Source organism: Mucilaginibacter sp. (genome assembly GCF_028288105.1).
Classification (GTDB): Bacteria; Bacteroidota; Bacteroidia; order Sphingobacteriales; family Sphingobacteriaceae; genus Mucilaginibacter.
The window spans coordinates 1-17161 of record NZ_JAQBOI010000143.1 but is presented as its reverse complement, the minus strand read 5'-3'; the positions used below and the strand labels follow the sequence as shown (position 1 = coordinate 17161).

The following is a 17161-nucleotide window of genomic DNA, read 5'->3' as shown; positions in this document are numbered from 1 at the left end:
AATTTAAAAATCAGAAGAAACACTTAGGGTTACTGGTTTAATACAATCTGGTAAATCTATTAATTGACCTACCAGGCATTATAACACAGATGTTAAAGTTTATAGCACAAATGTTAACAGCCAGAATTGGCTATTATAGAGATGGGGATAGACGTATTATATTCAGTATCCGGTGAGAGTTATCAATGGCCATACATGCTACTTTACGTGGCTTATTGATCGGTTTTCAGATAAAAATTAAAAGGTTTGTCGCGGTCACAAACCAATGTGTTGCCATCAAATTCCAGTTCGGCAGCGTGGATGGATGTCCTTCTGCTCGAATAAGTGTAGGCACCATCCTTGTCGAGACCGCCGTCATCCTGGTGCGTTTTACGGCCGGGATGGGTAAAGTAAATAATATAGGCATGTCCGCCGCTTATAACCACATCGGCGTGGGCACCGGTTGGAGTGTCCTCGTTACGATGGCCGGGCTTATCCAGTATCAATCCTTGCCGTTCCCATTCTTTGGCATCACCGGATCGATAAACGCGCTGGCCCTGCCACTCATCCGTTATCATCCAGTAGTAATTCTTAAATTTAAAAGTTTTGGGCCCTTCATGCGCCTTCCCGCCAATGGCAGGTTTATCAGCAACCTGCCAGTTAACCAGGTCGCTGCTTACGGCTGTCATGGTGATACTACCCAATTTTTGATCCTTATACCACATATGCCATTTGCCATCGTTAAGCTTGATCAAAGCAGGGTCGATTATGTCGTGAGCGGGCAACTTAACAGGGCCAAGATATTTCCAATCCCATAAGTTCTGGCTGGTATAATGAACCAGCTGTGTTTCACCTCCCCATTGGCTGCGCACGCCGCGTATATAAACAACAAACATATGATAAACACCCTTATCGTAAACTACATCTGGCGCCCAAAAGGTGTTCATCCCCTTTTCAAAATCCAAATCGAGCGCACCTTTGTAAACCCAGCTATGGCCATTATCTACTGAAGTAGCTACGCCTATTGCTGTGCCATAACAGAATGCCACACCCGGAGATTGCACATTTGCCCGGCGCTGGGTGTAAAGCATGACCCATGCTTTTTTTGCCATGTTATAAACCAGAACAGGGTCGGCTGCGCCATCGAATATCGGATCGCGGTATAAGGGTGATGGCGGCTGATATTTAATACTATCGGCTTTTGGCTGCCCAATGACAGTTGTTACCGATAGTATTGAAAATATTAAAAAACCAAGCAGCTTAGCCGTTTTCATTAGCGCTATTGATCTTTATTGAATTACCGGGAATGATGAGATCCTTAACCTTGCACCACCCATCGGCACCAATGTTAACTGTGTTACCGGTTCGCTGTTTTTAACAGGGCTTTGTGGTAATACGCTGCACAAACCGTACTGGTCTACCGTCCATTCGGGAATCATTTTGCCTTTGGCGACTAGCTGTATCGGTGCGCCGTTATTAGTAAAAGGATTATCATCTTTAGGCCATTCGCGGTGTATGATCTTGAAAGAATTTTCGGGGTGTTTTTCATCTACGATCAATCCATAATTCCATGCCGATGCAGGATGGATCTCATACGACGGCCATTTTTCAGGATCGGCACCAACCTGCCAGCGGGAATCGCCGATAGCTGTTTTCTTACTATCTTCCTTAATATATTTTTCTTCGATCTTTAAAGAATAAGTTAAAGGGCCATAATTTACGCTCACGCTGTTTTTATTTTTCGCCCACTGCCGAACCTTTAATTGCATAGGTAAATGCAAAGTCACTTTGTCGCCATTTTTCCAGGTTTTGGCCAACCGTATATATTCGCCGGTTGAACTGCTCACTTTTACCGGAACACCATTTATTTTAACAGATGCATCTTTACACCACGTAGGGATGCGCAGATATAATGGAAATGAAACTGATTTAGCTGTATTCACCGTAAAGTTTACCTGGTCTTTAAATGGGTACTTTGTGGTTTCGGTTATACTAACTCTTGTACCGCTGCCAACTTTGGCGTTAACTTGCCCTTCGGTGTAAAGCTGTGCTACTAAACCGTTATCGGGTGTGCCCATCCAGCTGTTCTCTGCATAATAAACCCAGCCTGCGGCGTGGTTATGCTGGCAGCAACGGCTGCTAAAAGGGTTCATCATTAAAAACGGCCCGCTGTTATCAATACCCGGATTATGATTTTTGCCATCGCTGATAACCATATTGGGTGCTGTTAAATAACGTAATGATTTATAATCGGGCATAAAAGCCGCAGAAAACGTATTGAAGGCTACATCTTCACAATTCTCCGCCCAAAAGCGGTCGCCGGTAATACCAAGCAGCATCTGGTCTGATGTCATTTGTTCTACCATGCCACATGTTTCTACCGCCTGGCGAGGGTCATCATACCCTTTACGGGCATTTTCATCGGCGCCAAACATACCTCCGGGCACCTGCCCATATACAGTACGGATCAACTCAAAATCGTTATAAGTTGCAGCCAGGTCCTGGGGGTTATGACTTTGCAGGTAAAACGTAGCCGGCTCCCTAAAGCATTGTGCAACGTTTACATTATGCCAGTTGGGCAGGTTATTTGCCTGGCGCCAGTCGGCGGTGTTTTGGTCCAGCCTGGTAGCCAGCTCAAGCAAAAATTTATCCCCGGTACGGTTATATAGCCAATATACACTTGCAATATTATCGCCGCCACGGCTATTCTCCCAGTAATCTTCCAATAGCTTATTATCGGGTACCGACAACTGGTACCTGAAGTATTTGGTCATGAATGGAATTACACGCGGATCTTTACTGTACTCGTAGTACGACTGCAGGCACCAAAGCATTGGCATATTGGTCCAAAGGTCGCGGTTGCCTTTACGTTCAACCGCGGGGCCAAAGTCGCCATTGTCCCGCTGATTATTTAAAACAGCGTCGATCCAAAACTTTGCTTCGCCGATCATCTTTTTATCACCAAGCATATAGCCAATATTGGCGTATCCCTTAAGCCAGTAAGGCAGCTCTTCCCAACCATATTCGCCTTTGCCTTCTTTATTAAGCCAGGCGTTGTTGGTTTTTGAGAGCCAGATACTAATTTCCCCAAGGTTGCCTGTAAGCCCGTCGCGTTGCAGTTCTAATGCTTTTTTTAACCATCCGCCTGCCTTAATACTGCCAACAGGCAATTTAACAAAATATGCTTTTTGCAAGGGTGCACGGTTACTTACATAATGGGCATTTATTTGGCCATTATCTATCTTTTTAAGCACCGTAGCTTTAATTACCTGGGCCGACGATGTTTCCATCCCGGCCCAGTTTAGTATAATTGATAAACAAACAAGTTTGCCAATGCTGTTTAAGTATTTCATTCAATAGTGTTTATTTTGCTAACGCCGGATCATACAATTTTATGTGTTCCTGATGTAATTTATCTACAGGCATCTTTATAAATTTTCGGTCGTAGGTTATAAAGCCATTTACCTCACCTTCCACATCGGTAGTTTGTGTATAAACAGCCGCCGAAAGCCCCTCTCTGATCAGTTCCTGCAACCTGGTGGTAAAAGTGATATATTTTTTAAGGATATCGTCGCCATTTTTAAAATTTTGATAGCCCCAATTTTTATTGGCCTGCCAGTTATGGCCTTCAACCGGCCAGCCTAAGCCACCAAACTCACCCAATACTACCGCCGTGTTCTTACCAAAAAGATCCGGGCGTGGCATGGCAGGGCTAGGGTAATTGTGAAGATCTACAATATGGCCTGTTGTATAAAAATTACCTCCGCTGGCACTATTAACTAATCTCGACGGATCATTCTTCATGGTCCATTCAGAGATCTCTACCGTTTTAAACTGGCCCCATGCTTCGTTAAATGGCGTCCACACCACAATGCACGGATAGTTGTGCAGCGCTTTCATGATAGCACTCCATTCTTTACGGTAGTAACCCTCAGATTCGGGCGTACGCGGCTTATCTGTTGCCCTGTCTAATACACCCGGGCGGTTCTCCCAACCGTTACCAAGGTCGCCACTCGGCATATCCTGCCAAAGCAGCATCCCCATTTTATCGCAGTACGTATAATAACGTGCCGGTTCAACTTTAATGTGCTTGCGAATCATGTTAAAACCCATGGCCTTTAGCTGATCAATATCATATATCATTGCCTCTTCGGTTGGTGCGGTGTACAAACCATCGGGCCACCAACCCTGATCAAGCGGGCCATATTGGAATACAAACTTATCATTAAGCAGCATACGCTGAATGCCATGAGCATCAGGCCCGAGCGATATCTTTCGCATAGCAAAATAGCTTTTTACCTCGTCAACCGTTTTATTGTTGCGAATAACAGCTACTTTTAAATCGTACAGAAAGGGATCGGTAGTTGACCAAAGTTTCTGACTTTTAATATTCAATACTGCAGTAGCATTTGCGTCAACAATTTTTTCATCAACAACCGTTTTGCCATCAAATGCAGTTATTTTTAATTTGTCGCCGGGTTGGCTGTTGGCAACCTCTGCGGATATAGTGAGTGTTTTATCGTCAATATTAGGCGTTTGTTTAGTAGCCTGAATATGGGTTTTAGCTACACCTTCCAGCCAAACTGTTTGCCATATGCCGGTTACAGGCGTATACCATATACCTTCCGGCTTTTTAACCTGCTTACCGCGTGGCTGCGGGCCATCATCTGTAGGGTCCCACACGCTTACCTTAATTTCTTGTTTACTACCGCTTTTTAAATAAGGAGTGATATTGAATGAAAAAGGATCAAACCCACCTTCGTGTATACCGGCGCTTTTGCCATTCACAAAAACTTCGGCACGCCAGTCTACAGCGCCAAAATGTAACAATACGTCCTTGCCTTTAAGGTCTTTATTTAGGCTGATAGTAGTTTTATAAAACAACAGACTATCCTTTCCAACGGTTTTACCCACACCAGAAATGGCCGATTCAACAGCGAAGGGCACTAATATCTTTCCCGCATAAGTAGCAGGTTCCTTCTGTTCTTTCGGAACTATGGCGTAACTCCATAAACCATTTAAATTTTGCCAGTTACCCCTAACCATTTGAGGCCGCGGATATTCGGGCAGCGGAGCTTTAGGGTTAACCTTTTCGGCCCAGGGAGTAGTAATTCTGGTTTTAATTAAATGCCATTCGCCTTGCTGCGCATTTACGGTTAGGGCAAAAAATAACAGGGAAAGGCCTAAACTAAGTCTTTTCATTTGTAGCGTATAAGAGTGAGGAAATGGGGCCATGGTTTATGGCCCCTGTTATTAGTAAGTGATTTTTGTTAATGGTGAAAATATCATATCCTCCACACCTTCTATTTTAATACCCACACGGGCAAAAACATAGTTTTGCGTAGGCGATATAGATGGAATATCTACGGACATAGAAACATTATTAGGGCTTAGAATAGCTGAACCGGCAAGGTCAGTAACGGCAATTTGATCAGCGCCAGATACAAATTGTGTTTTATTGATATATAAGCTTACTCTTTCTATATTTTTAGCATCAGCATCAGTAATTATTTTTTCTATATCAAATACACCCGTTACTTTACCAGCGGCGGCCGTAATAGATACGTTGCGTAGCATATAATATGGCTGCACTTCAATATCCATATTTTGGGCTCCGCTTATAGTAACCGCCAAAGTGTCCCTTTTGCCTGCACTTATCTCTTTCCATCTGAAAGGCCCTTGATTTGGTGGAATAGTAAATTTATAATTGCCGTTGAAAAGCAATGTTGAAAAGTTACCCTCCTGGTCAAAAGTTCCGTTAATTGGGCCAACCTTACCAAACCCGGGCTGATAGATCTCAAACGGCACCTGGTTATATTCTAAATTTATAGCTTCGCCATTGTAAATTAACCGCCCGCTAAACTTTTGAGCCGGGGCATCGTAATTATCTTTCTTGCAACCGGTGGCCGCAAGTAGTATTACTAATATTATATGATGAAATTTAATTTTCATGGTCATGTTTTAAATTTTACTATTGATTAGGTTGTTTTACAATCAGAGGATTTGCCGATAATATATCGTTCCCAATTTGCGAATAATAATTGCCCAGTTGGAAACGGTTGGCACCTGTTACCGGCGAAGGCAACACCTCTTTAAATAACCACTTGTTGTTGTTAGGACTGCCCGGATTATAGTATTTATAAGGCCATAAGCCATAAGGTTGCGTATTTCTTTTCCTGGCGTTGCCAATGTTACTTAATAAATCTGTAACCGACATTTGATTACCGTCCCATACAACGTGCGCCAGCCTCCAGCGTTTCATATCAAATAAGGTATGGCCTTCAAAGGCAAGCTCTACACGGCGCTCATGAACTATCCTGTCAAACGTTAAATCTCCTGCGGTTAGCGGAGTTACAAGGCCTGCACGCGCGCGCACCTGGTTTATATATCCAACTGCAATACCGGTTTGCCCAAGTTCAAAGGCTGCTTCTGCTGCATTAAGTAACACTTCTGCATAACGGTAGCGAATAAATGCCACATCGCTGCCCCTACCCCTACGGCCCGAACCTACTGTTGGATCGAGGTATTTGCGGATATAGAAGCCGGTTTGTGTTCTAAATTCCTGCCCGTTAATTACGCCATCTTTCCCGGTAACCTGTACCGGGGTTGTTGTGCCCGGTAATGGTTTTAAATTTCCGGCATCATTGCTGGTAAGTATACTGCCGTCTGCTAATTGATAACCTGCCCAAACATCGGTTCTTTTGCCCTTAAATAAACCATTTGGCAACAACACGGTGCCAGCAAGCCTGGCATCTCTGCCGGCAAATATATCAAGCTGATTGGTATAATAAATAGGGTTGCCGGATGCATCTTTCGTTGGGATAGGCGCATAAGTATTATCCAATTTTTCAAACGCTTCAACTAAGTTTAATGATGGATTAAGTCGCCCGGCATCCAAACCCTCGTCTGATATGGAAAACGGTTGATCATTAGTAGTAAACCCATGTGTTTTACCTGCATTGGCTTTAAAGTCTTCAATAAAAATAGCTTCCTGGTTTACGGTACTTTTATCCAAAAACACGGCTGCAAAATTATCGCTCAGATCTGGCAGTACCCTATATAATTGGTAGCTACCCGCGGTTTGAGTGATTATAGCCTGTGCCGCGGTTAAAGCTTTTGTATAATAAGCCGCAGCAAGGGCCGATGGTATACCTACCTCGTTACCGGGTAACGATACCTGCGGTGTGGTTACCCCATATTTAGCAATAGAACCTGCATATAATGCAGCTCTTGCTTCCATGGCCAATGCCGCACCTGTGGTTGCCCGCGATTTTGTGTTGACATCATTAGGCAGATCGCCTTTAATAGCCTCGGCTTCGCTGATCACAAAATCATATATCTCAGACTCTTTAGCGCGCGGTTTTTGCAACGACGTTACATTGCCCGAATAATCATATTCTAATGGCTCGGTAATTAAAGGTACGCCACCCATTCTTTTAACCAACTCAAAATAATAATTGGCTCTTAAAAAACGGGCTTCTGCTATAAAACGGGTCTTATCAGCATCAGTAAGTTTAGTAGCAGCAGTAGCGCGCTGTATAAATAAATTCAGGTCGCGGATGTAGGTGTAATCCCAGCTTGACCATTCGCCAAAACCCCAGCCAGTTCTTTGTACAAAAAAGTAGCTTCCGTTTTCTGAGGGGAATGCCTCACTAAAATCAACAAATGATGCCCATCCATTATCAAGCCCCGAAAAATCTACAGTCCGGTTATAAAGATCCCCCAAAATAGAAAGCACCAGTGCCGGATCTGAAAATGCAAGCTCTGTAGGCAGTACCTGCTTAGGTGGTACATCTAAAAAATCACTATCTTTTCTGCACGATCCTGTAATAAACAAACCGGCAACTATCGTTATTAAAAATATCTTTTTCATAGAATTTAAACTTAAGGGTTAATTAAAAGGACAAATTAACTCCCACGTTAATCACTTTACTTTGAGGCACCTGCAGGCCGTTATCGTCGGTAGTTTCCGGGTCAACGGCATATTGTTTCAGGTTATCAAACGAGAACAGGTTATATCCATTCACATAGAACCTCGCCCTCTTTATTTTTGCCCTTGCTAATAACTTAGGCGGTAAAGTATAACCTATCTCAATGGTTCTGGCCCTTAAATATTTTACATTGTGCAGCCAGAAGCTTGAATTACGTTGGCCGTTAAGCTCGTAATCGCTATGTCCAAATTGCGGGTTTACCCTGTTTGCCGGATATTTACCCTGTATCCATTGGCTATTAACATCATACGGATCGGCACGGTGCCACCTGTCTGCGAAAATTGTATTGAAGTTACCATTATTCTGAAATGCCCATCTCGTTTCCCAATTCTGGAACCAGGTATATCCTGCACCCCCAGAAAAATCAGCATGGAAATCAAATCCTTTATAAGCGGCACCTATAGAAAACCCAAAGTTAATGTTAGGCTGGGTTCCGTATCCAAAGCCTAAAGGGCGTTCGTCATACTGGTCTATTTTACCATCGCCGTTCTGATCTTTATACATCAAATCGCCCGGTATTAGTGTACGGTTACCTTTACCATCGTTATTTATCTTGTAATTGTTAATCTGTTCCTGCGATGTAAACTGGCCGGTAACCTCGTACCCCCAGTCTATATGTGCGTATCGGTTTTCATTTGAGTTTCGGTACTGATCCCAGGAGTTAAAGAAGAGCGGATTGTAAGATTGTAAGTTTTTTTGTCGACTGTAGGAAAAATTGCCGCCAATGTTATACCTCACATCGCCTATGCTTGAATTGTATGAAAGTGAAATTTCCTCTCCGTACTGCGCATCGCTGCTTGCATTTTCCTGAGGTAGCGAGTAACCAATTTCAATTGGTACAATAACATCGTTCCTGGTACCCAAAAGGCCGGTCCGCTTTCTGTAAAAGTATTCAACTGTACCGGTCAATTTATTATTAAACAAGGTAAAATCTAAGCCGACGTTGGTAATTTTACTTCTTAACCATGATATGCGGGTTACCGGTATGCCTTTGTCGCGCGATACGATAATCGCGTTTCCATCTAAAATAGCAGTACCCATGTTATAGTTGTAACCCGTTAAATACGAGTACGGCGCTATGATAGGATTTGCAGGGTTGTTAGGATCCCGTGCATCCCCAAGCACGCCGTATGACCCCCTGATTTTTAAATCATTAATAAAACTGTTATCACCAAGAAGCTTTTTCATAAATCCTTCCTCAGTGATCCTCCAACCTGCTGATACACCCGGAAAATAACCTACACGTTTATCAGGAGCGAATAAATAGGATGCATCGCGCCTGCCGGATAGCTGCAGATAATATTTGTTATTGTAATTGTAATCAAGACGGGCAATGTAACCTATCCTTGATTCTTTATCATCCCTGTCCTGATATTGGTCGGCAGTAGGGAAATATATTAAAGGCAGGTTATTTGAAATTGGCGAGGCATGTATCCAGTTCCTTAAATGTTGCAGCTCGATACGCTCTGCCACTACTGTTCCTGCTACGGTGTGTTTACCAAACGTATTATTGTAGTTTAACTGCAACTGTGTTGTTTTATTAAACTCTTTTACCTGTTCACGCTCTCTCCAGGGGTTTGTACTACCACCTGTTACATCATATGTATCTGTAGCCGGGCGATAAGTATACGCATTATAAGTGTACTCCTGGTTATTCAACAAATAATCTTCAACATAATAAGAATACAAACCTTTTAAGGTTAAACCTTTAACGCCCGGTATATCGTACTCTGCGCCAAAATTGGCTTGTAAAGCGCGCCTGTCGCTATGGAAAACGCCTGATAGTTTTTTGTTTAGAAAAGCGTAATTTGATTCGGTATGGCCAATATCATTTAAATAGTCGGGGTTATCATTGGCATAAGGCCGTTCTAAAGGCGTGTTCCTTAATACTGCGAATTTGGCTAAGCCGTAATCATCAAGCCCGGGTACGCCGGGGTTTTCAACGGTTTCTATACGGCCGTTAATATTTACATTAGCCCTTAAACCATTAGCAAGCTTTACCGCTATGTTTGATTGGATGTTTGATCTTTTAAATTCGTACTCTTTACCCAATTGTGAGTTTTGATAAAGATTAGTGGCTGAAACATAGTAGTTAACCCTATCGTTACTACCCGAAAAATTAGCGTTTACAGAATTAAGCGGTGCATTGTTATTACTTTTTAAGATGTAATCTCGCCAGTTAAAACTCTTATAACCGGGTTCTGTGCCTGCTTTATATTTTTCTAATTCGGTGGGGGTTATCGTGGTTGATCCATTGCTGTTTACCTGCGCTTCTGCCAGGTACCGCATGTAATCATAAGCGTTGGTTGCAACATTAGGGAACCTGTAAAAATTTTGAAAACCGGTATAGGCATCAATGTTGATACGCGCATCGCCCGAACCTTTTTTGGTAGTTACTACCACAACACCGTTTGCTGCCTGCACACCATATATTGCAGCCGATGCATCTTTTAAAACGCTAATACTTTCTACGTCATTAGGCGATAGGTTATTAAATTGGCTTTGATCCTGCTGAACACCATCAATAACATATAATGGCCTGCCCATATTACGTATTTGAATATTGGCTGTTGCACCCGGCCGGCCTTCAGATTGCCTGAATGTTACGCCCGGAATTTTACCTGCCAAACTTGTACTAACGGTAGAACCCGCGTGCACTCTATCAATATCTTTACTGGTTACACTGGCAATTGACCCGGTAATTGATTCTCTTTTTTGTGTACCGAAACCCGTAACAACAACTTCCTGTAATGATGAGCTGCTACCCTTAAGCCTTATATTGAGGGTTGTTTGCCCGTTTAATGGCACCTCCTGACTTGTAAAACCAATATAGCTGAATACAAGCACACTATTGGCATCGGGTACTGTAACACTAAATCTACCATTTATATCGGTTGCAGTACCCGTCTGGGTCCCGCGTACCCTTACCCCTACACCTGCAAGCGCCACACCGGTTGTATCGCTCACAGTCCCGCTCACTTTTATCTGACCCTGGGCGGAGACCCTGTCTGATAAAACCATACAAATGATAACAAAGCAAATAATAAATAATGACATAGGGTGCCGTAAGCCATACAGCCAATGCGAACGAACATCCCCCTCCTGTCTGAGCAGTAAAGATTTTCTCATAAATAAATTTATTATTGGTTAAATTAGTTTTTGAAGGCACGAGGAAGTCCACTTCAATTTAAGTGTAAAGAAAACGGATTTATTATCCGGTAATTAACCAAATCATATCAAAAATTAGTCAAAAAGTATCAATATGTTTTTAAACGAAAACCTCTGTTCATATTAAGTATATTTGTTTAAGCCCACTATTTTGAAACCTACTTACCTACTTTTTTTATTGTTCACGCTGCCGCTGCTGTGTAGTGCGCAAACGTATTATTTTAAGCACTACCAGGTAGAGCAAGGCTTGTCTAACAACACGGTTTACAGTTGCCTGCAGGATAAAAAGGGCTTTTTATGGCTGGGCACAAAAGATGGGCTTAACCGTTTTGATGGATATACTTTTAAAGTATTCAGACATAATCCGAGCGATAAAAAAACATTGTCGAACAATATGGTGCACACCATAAGCCTTGATAAGGATGGCAGTTTATGGATAGGTACCGACCAGGGCGTTGATCATTATAACCCCAATACAGAAACTTTTACACATTTAAATATCCCCGGGAAAGAGGGTATCAGATGTATTATTCAGGATAGTTATGACAACTGCTGGTTTATATCCGGGCCTGCTATAATGAAATACAATAAAAAAACCGCAAAAATCACAGATTACCGGCCGTATCAACATTTCGAAGCTACATCTCTTGCCTTTAATAATGGCAGCCTTTGGGTATCTACCACAACGGGTACTATTGAGAAATTACACCCCGCCAGCCGTACTTTCACCAGCTACGATCTGTTTAAAAAATCCCCCAGGGTAGCATCAAACTATATTGAGAAGATCTATTACGCGGGCGACAACAAAATATTTGTTGGTACCACCACCCAAGGCTTTAAACAGTTTGATTGCATAAGCGGCACTTACCGCGACATGCTAACTTATAATGCCGATAAGACCGAAGTATATGTACGTGATTTTGTAAAGTATAATGATAATGAGTATTGGATAGCAACTGAATCGGGCGTGTTTATCTACAACATAAATAAAGGAACTTTTACCAATATCAAGAAACGTTATAACGATCCCTACTCCCTGTCAGACAATGCTATTTACATTCTTTATAAAGATATTGAGGGAGGGGTATGGGCAGGCACTTATTTTGGCGGGGTAAACTATTACCCAAAGCAACATTCATTATTTAACAAGTATTACCCGGCAGAAAAAAATACTTTACAAGGCAATGTAGTGCGCGAAATATGTAAAGATATGTATGGTAACTTTTGGCTGGGTACCGAAGATAATGGCTTAAACAAACTCTCGCCTGATAAGAATACCTGGACACATTACTATCCCGGTGCATCCAATGGTATATCAAATTCAAATATCCACGGCTTGTTAGCCGACGGCAATTATTTATTTATAGGCACCTTTGAGCGCGGCCTTAATATTTTTAATATTAAAACGGGCAAAGTTGAACAGGTTTTTATAGCGGGTGCCGAAAAAAACGCATTAAAAAGCAACTTTATCGTCACCTTCCTTAAAACCCGTGCAGGCGTTATCCTGGTGGCCACAACCCGTGGATTATACCGATACAATGCTGACAAGAAAGATTTTACGCTGATAGATAAAGTGCCGCCCAATGATTTTTTTTATTCGATGATAGAAGATCATAACGGTAAAATATGGTTAGGAACAGTTAGGGACGGCATTTACTATTATGATATAAACAATAATACCAGCACTAAGCTTCCCTATACTTATCCTGTTAAAGATGCATTGAATACTTCTTCTGTGAATGGCATATTTGAAGATAGCAACAATAACCTGTGGTTTGCCACAGAAGGCCTGGGCCTTTGGTGTTACGATACGGATCGCAGGTCTTTTAAATATTACGACTCCAACAACGGTTTACCCAGCAATTATACTTTTAAGATCCTGGAAGATAATAACAAAAATTTATGGGTGAGTACCACCCGTGGGCTCATCTCCCTTAACCTTGATAACAACGATATAAAGATTTACACAAAAGCCAATGGTTTACTAAGCGACCAATTCAATTATAACTCGGCCTTTAAAGATATAGACGGCACTATGTACTTTGGATGTGTTAAAGGCATGATCAGCTTTAACCCTGCGCTTTTCACAAAAAACGAATTTGTGGCGCCTGTATATATCACCGGTTTCCAGGTGCACAACCGCGAAATTTCAGTCAAAGGAAAAGATTCATTACTTAAGCATTCCATTATATGCACCAAAAAGATCAGTCTTAACCACAACCAGTCGTCATTTAGCATTGATTTTGCCGCATTAAGCTTTCCCTCGCCAGAAATGACAGAGTATAAGTACATAATGAAGGGACTCGACAAAAGCTGGACAGCCCTTAAAACCAATCGGAAGGTTTACTTTACGCAGCTATCGCCCGGGCATTATACCTTTACTGTAATGGCTGCTAATAACAACGGTGTCTGGGCAGATAAGGAAACTACCATAGAGATTGTGATTGCACCACCTTTTTGGAAAAGCATATGGGCATACATAATTTACACCTTACTATTTTTGGCTATTATTTATTACTTGTTAAGACGCTATCACACCAATATAAGGCAAAACAATGAGCGCCTTATACAGCTATTGGAAAGTGATAAGGAGAAAGAATTATACAATGCGAAAATTGAGTTTTTTACGAATGTAGCGCACGAGATAAGGACACCCCTAACTCTGATTAAGGCGCCTATGGAAAAGGTTATGAAAAGGGCCGCCCAAGTTCCGGAGATACAGGGTAACCTTAAAATAATGGAACGTAATACCGACAGGCTGCTTGAGCTAACAAATCAGTTACTTGATTTTAGGAAGACCGAAACCAATGGCTTTAGTTTAAATTTTGTTAAGACAGATATTACCGAACTACTTAACGACACTTATTCGCAGTTTAAGACCATGGCCGAGCAAAAAAATCTCAGCTATGAGCTTAAATGCCCCGACAAAGCTTTATATGCCTATATAGATATCGAAGCTTTTACCAAGATCATCAGCAATCTTATCAATAATGCTATAAAATATGCTTCATCAATTATTGAAATTGAGTTGATGGAATCTACAACCCATAATGCCTCATTTACCATCGTTGTTAAAAATGATGGTTACCTCGTACCGCCCGAACTGCGTGACAGAATATTTGAACCTTTTTTCAGGATGAAAGAATCCGAAAAGCAAACCGGCACCGGTATCGGTTTGTCATTGTCCCGCTCCTTAACCGAGCTACATAACGGTTTACTTTTTTTAAGTGATTCAGTTAATAATTTTAATATCTTCACTCTTACATTACCAATTCACCAGGAAAAAGAATTTGACTTTCATAATACAGCCGATTATTATGAGCATTCTGACATTATAAACCGAGAAGATAATTTTGACTTTATGAAACCCCTTATACTATTGGTAGACGACAATCCGGAGATACTGGACTTTCTTGAAAATGAGCTGACTGAAAAGTATGCTGTTATTAAGGCAATGAACGGACAGGAAGCGCTTGATAAAATAGAAATAGAGAACGTACAGCTTATCATTTGCGATGTAATGATGCCTGTTGTTGACGGCTTTGAATTTTGCAAACGGCTTAAAACCAACTTTGACCATAGTCATATACCTATTATATTGCTAACAGCAAGAAACACCCTGCAAAGTAAGATAGAAGGTTTGGAAGTGGGTGCCGATGCTTATATAGAAAAACCTTTTTCGCCCGAGCATTTACAAGTTCAAATAGCTAACCTTCTTATTAATCGAAACAAGATAAAAGATTACTTTGCAAGCTCTCCGCTGGCACACATTAAAACAATGGCTTACTCAAAGCCCGATGAAAGTTTTTTAGATAAACTGAATGCTGCTATCTACAAAAATATACAGGACGCCGATCTTGATGTTGAGCTTATAGCCAGTTTAATGAATATGAGTAAACCTACTTTATATCGTAAAGTAAAGGCCATATCAAACCTTACTATACACGAGTTGATCAATATAACCCGTTTAAAAGCTGCTGCTCAATTAATTGAAGAGGGCGATTATAAGATCTATGAAGTTGCCAATATGGTGGGTTACAGTTCACAGTCGCAGTTGGGCCGCAACTTTTTAAAGCAGTTTGGCACCACCCCTACAGAGTATCAGCAAAGTAAACGTGCTAATAAGGTCAAATTATTTTAATTTACTTATGCGTTTTAAGTTTGCTTAGCGCAAACCGGCCAATCCTTTCCCCTTCATCAACACCATTAACTATTGATGGCATATAATGGATGCCGCCATAAAAGCGACTGATAGAAGCCTCGTTGGCCGCGGCTTTAAAAGATTTAAAATTCCGGGCCGGTAAGTCAAATGCTACTTCGGTAGAATCGGTAAAAGCAAGATTATCTCCAAACATTTTGCCTAATACCACGGCAGATGCACTTGATACCACGCTGTGGCCGCTGGTGTATTCAGGGAACGGTGGCGTTTGTAATAAAGGGGCCCAGTTTTGATCAATATATTCGTTAATGTAGGTTTCGGGCCTAATCACTTTGCTTTTATACTTCTCATCCCAGCAATTAATAAAGCTGTCGGCAATTACAACAGCAAGGCATGCGTAGGTTTCGGCTGTGCGCAAATAATCTGCCTTAGCCTTACGGCACACAAGGCCTGCTATATTTATCCAATGCCCCCCGGGCGAGATCTTTTTGATGGCAAACATGGTATGCCCGTTGTTATTTACCTTAAAAGGGTTATCATCCCAGTAATTGGCTATTAATGTTTGCGCGGGCGATAAACGCATCCCCGTATCTCTAACAGCCATAGCCAGTTTGTAAAAGTAACTTTCAGGCTTCAGGGAGAAATCTACAGCCTTTGCAGGCTTAAACTGCTGTGCCGAGTCTAACAAAAATGGCCGTATCTCATTCCAATGTGGTTCAACCCCTTTCATATAGGCGGGCGGGGTTGGTTTCCAGGTAGCATCATCTGTTTGCACATCATATTTGGCTAATGATCGTGTGTGCTTATAATTATCGTTACCAGCCCATTTTAGTATCCGGTCGGCTATAAGCTTTCCGTATTCAATAGAGTTTTGGTAAACATCTTCCGGCATACCGGTATCCTTAAACTCCAGCATCATTTTATCGTGAAAGTTTTCTATTCTCCCTTCCGACATCACCAGTATCTTGCATACGGTGAGCATAGCGTGCGAGGCAGCCAAAGTATAACAATATTGTTTACCGGGATTAGGCTGTGGTATAGAGTCCAGCCCGTTGAGTTGTCCGGAAAGCGATAAGTAATTTTTATTGCCGTGAACAGCTGCTTCATATCCGGCAACGGTTACATAGGCATAAATGCGACTGGCCACCGGGGGCGAATAAATATCATGAAGCATTACATCGGTAACCTGCCTAACCGAGCGATGGATAAAGCCGGGGTTTTCAGCCATTTTTTTCCAATCGTTATTTGGCCTGCAAGATGCTAACAACAATATCGCCAATACAGCAATGCACGTTTTCTTCATAAACAACTATAAACAGGTTTAACGGCAACGAATGTCGCTTATCAAAACTATATGTAAATATATGCTCTTAAAATATGATTATAACCCACGATACATTTTGACTAACTTTTGATATTATTTGACGAATAGCCTATTTTTAAATACATTTTCTTTACAAGTACAATATTGAATATTTGCCGATACGTTAAAGCTTAACCAAAGCGTAAACCTATATCTGAAATTACCTGCGGTATAAGTATTCATCACTTTATTACCAATTATAAAAATGTCGAACTATATGCAAAAACTGTGTATCATGTTATTGGTTAGCGCACTTTTTTTATTAGCGGCATGCTCTAAAAAACAAAATACAGATACGCTGTTTAAATTATTAGATGCATCAGAAACCGGCATCGACTTTAAAAATACTATAGTTGAAAGCGATAGCTTAAATATTCTTAATCATCCTTATTTATATAATGGCGCGGGCGTAGGCATTGGCGATTTTAACCATGACGGGTTGCCCGATGTTTATTTCGCAGGTAATATGGTGCCCGGTAAACTATATCTGAATAAGGGCGC

The 17161-nt window shown here is 41.6% G+C and carries 9 protein-coding genes; 2 read left to right on the top strand and 7 right to left on the bottom strand.

What is annotated here, in order from left to right; genetic code table 11:
- Positions 1-212: 212 nt before the first annotated feature.
- Genes JWQ85_RS09945 through JWQ85_RS09920 form a run of 6 tightly spaced genes read right to left on the bottom strand, consistent with a single transcriptional unit; the run spans position 213 to position 11099 of the window.
- Positions 213-1253, bottom strand: coding sequence for a family 43 glycosylhydrolase (locus tag JWQ85_RS09945; RefSeq protein WP_299467447.1), 1041 nt, complete (start codon positions 1251-1253; stop codon positions 213-215).
- A gap of 15 nt (positions 1254-1268) precedes the next feature.
- On the bottom strand, positions 1269-3332 hold the full coding sequence (locus JWQ85_RS09940; RefSeq protein WP_299467445.1) for a beta-L-arabinofuranosidase domain-containing protein: 2064 nt from the start codon (positions 3330-3332) through the stop codon (positions 1269-1271).
- A 10-nt stretch (positions 3333-3342) separates the two neighbouring features.
- Positions 3343-5181 carry a glycoside hydrolase family 2 protein gene (locus tag JWQ85_RS09935; RefSeq protein ID WP_299467443.1) on the bottom strand — a complete coding sequence of 613 codons (1839 nt, stop codon included), beginning with the start codon at positions 5179-5181 and terminating at the stop codon, positions 3343-3345.
- Positions 5182-5232: 51 nt separating this feature from the next.
- Positions 5233-5931 (bottom strand): DUF3823 domain-containing protein, encoded by a 699-nt coding sequence (locus JWQ85_RS09930; RefSeq protein ID WP_299467441.1) that lies wholly within the window; start codon positions 5929-5931, stop codon positions 5233-5235.
- Between the two features lie 19 nt (positions 5932-5950).
- Positions 5951-7852, bottom strand: coding sequence for a RagB/SusD family nutrient uptake outer membrane protein (locus JWQ85_RS09925; protein WP_299467439.1), 1902 nt, complete (start codon positions 7850-7852; stop codon positions 5951-5953).
- A 22-nt stretch (positions 7853-7874) separates the two neighbouring features.
- Positions 7875-11099: a TonB-dependent receptor gene (locus tag JWQ85_RS09920; RefSeq protein ID WP_299467437.1), complete on the bottom strand. Its 3225-nt coding sequence runs from the start codon at positions 11097-11099 to the stop codon at positions 7875-7877.
- 190 nt (positions 11100-11289) lie between these two features.
- Here JWQ85_RS09920 and JWQ85_RS09915 point away from each other — a divergent pair, with 190 nt between their 5' ends.
- The gene (locus JWQ85_RS09915; RefSeq protein WP_299467435.1) at positions 11290-15279 is read left to right on the top strand and encodes a hybrid sensor histidine kinase/response regulator transcription factor; all 3990 of its coding nucleotides are present in this window, start codon (positions 11290-11292) and stop codon (positions 15277-15279) included.
- Between the two features lies 1 nt (position 15280).
- Here JWQ85_RS09915 and JWQ85_RS09910 read toward each other — a convergent pair whose 3' ends face one another.
- Positions 15281-16600 (bottom strand): vanadium-dependent haloperoxidase, encoded by a 1320-nt coding sequence (locus JWQ85_RS09910; protein ID WP_299467433.1) that lies wholly within the window; start codon positions 16598-16600, stop codon positions 15281-15283.
- Between the two features lie 277 nt (positions 16601-16877).
- Here JWQ85_RS09910 and JWQ85_RS09905 point away from each other — a divergent pair.
- A partial coding sequence (locus tag JWQ85_RS09905; RefSeq protein ID WP_299467431.1) for a hypothetical protein occupies positions 16878-17161 on the top strand: 284 nt, incomplete at its 3' end.